The sequence below is a fragment of the Sphaerisporangium rufum genome (assembly GCF_016863395.1).
In the GTDB taxonomy this organism is placed as follows: Bacteria; Actinomycetota; Actinomycetes; order Streptosporangiales; family Streptosporangiaceae; genus Sphaerisporangium; species Sphaerisporangium rufum.
This window is the reverse complement of the sequence record NZ_BOOU01000160.1, coordinates 1-746: the sequence shown is the minus strand read 5'-3', so window position 1 is coordinate 746 and position 746 is coordinate 1. Positions and strand designations below refer to the sequence as shown.

The window sequence follows — 746 nt, the reverse complement described above, 5'->3', positions numbered from 1 at the left end:
GCGCGGCCGTCGCCGGCGGCGGGCGGCGGGCGGCGGGAACGGTGGATGGGCCCGCCGTGGCACCGGGCCGGATACGAGCGCGCCGACGAACCGGGACACCCCGCCGGGGACGAGCCCGCGGCCGGGCCGGAGAGTCCCGGCGGTGGATGTCCGGGCGCGCTGGTACGCGGCGGCCGGGGCGGTGCTGCTCGGGTACGCCGCCGAGTGGGTCGGCATCCGCACCGGTTTCCCGTTCGGCGAGTACCGCTACACCGACGTGCTGTGGCCGCAGCTCGGCGGGGTGCCGGTCATCGTGGCGCTGGCCTGGGGCGGCATGGGGCTGGCCGCTTGCCTGCGAACACGAAACCAGTCCGCTCCCGAACCGCTGACCCGGCGTCAGGCGCGGATCGGGATCATTGGCGATGCCTATCGTCCTGGACCCCGTCTTTCGCTCATCGGCATGCACGACGCGGAACCGGATGGCGGCCGCCGGTGGGCCGGGCGCGTACCACGCCCGGCCCACCGGCGTCGGTTCAGGTGGCGCAGGTCTTGATCGTGGGGGAATAGCGACTGTGCAAAACGAACTCTTCCCCGGCCGCATTCCGCCACTGGGCCTCCACGATGCTCTGGACGTAGGTTCCGCAGGGCTTGGACTGGGTCGGGCCGAAGCACGCCCACGAGGCCCCCTGCCAGGTGTCACCGTAATCACACCACCCGGCGTCGCCCGAGTAATTGCCGGAGACGATCGACTGAACCCACGGGGCCTT

General features: G+C 72.5%; 2 protein-coding genes. One reads left to right on the top strand and one right to left on the bottom strand.

The features are described 5' to 3' along the window. The first annotated feature begins 142 nt into the window (after positions 1–142). Positions 143–532 (top strand): carotenoid biosynthesis protein, encoded by a 390-nt coding sequence (locus tag Sru01_RS36075; protein WP_239138084.1) that lies wholly within the window; start codon positions 143–145, stop codon positions 530–532. Here Sru01_RS36075 and Sru01_RS35140 read toward each other — a convergent pair. Then, the coding region (locus tag Sru01_RS35140; RefSeq protein WP_203995283.1) for a hypothetical protein at positions 513–746 on the bottom strand (234 nt) is incomplete at its 5' end. The two genes, Sru01_RS36075 and Sru01_RS35140, sit on opposite strands and share 20 nt — an antisense overlap.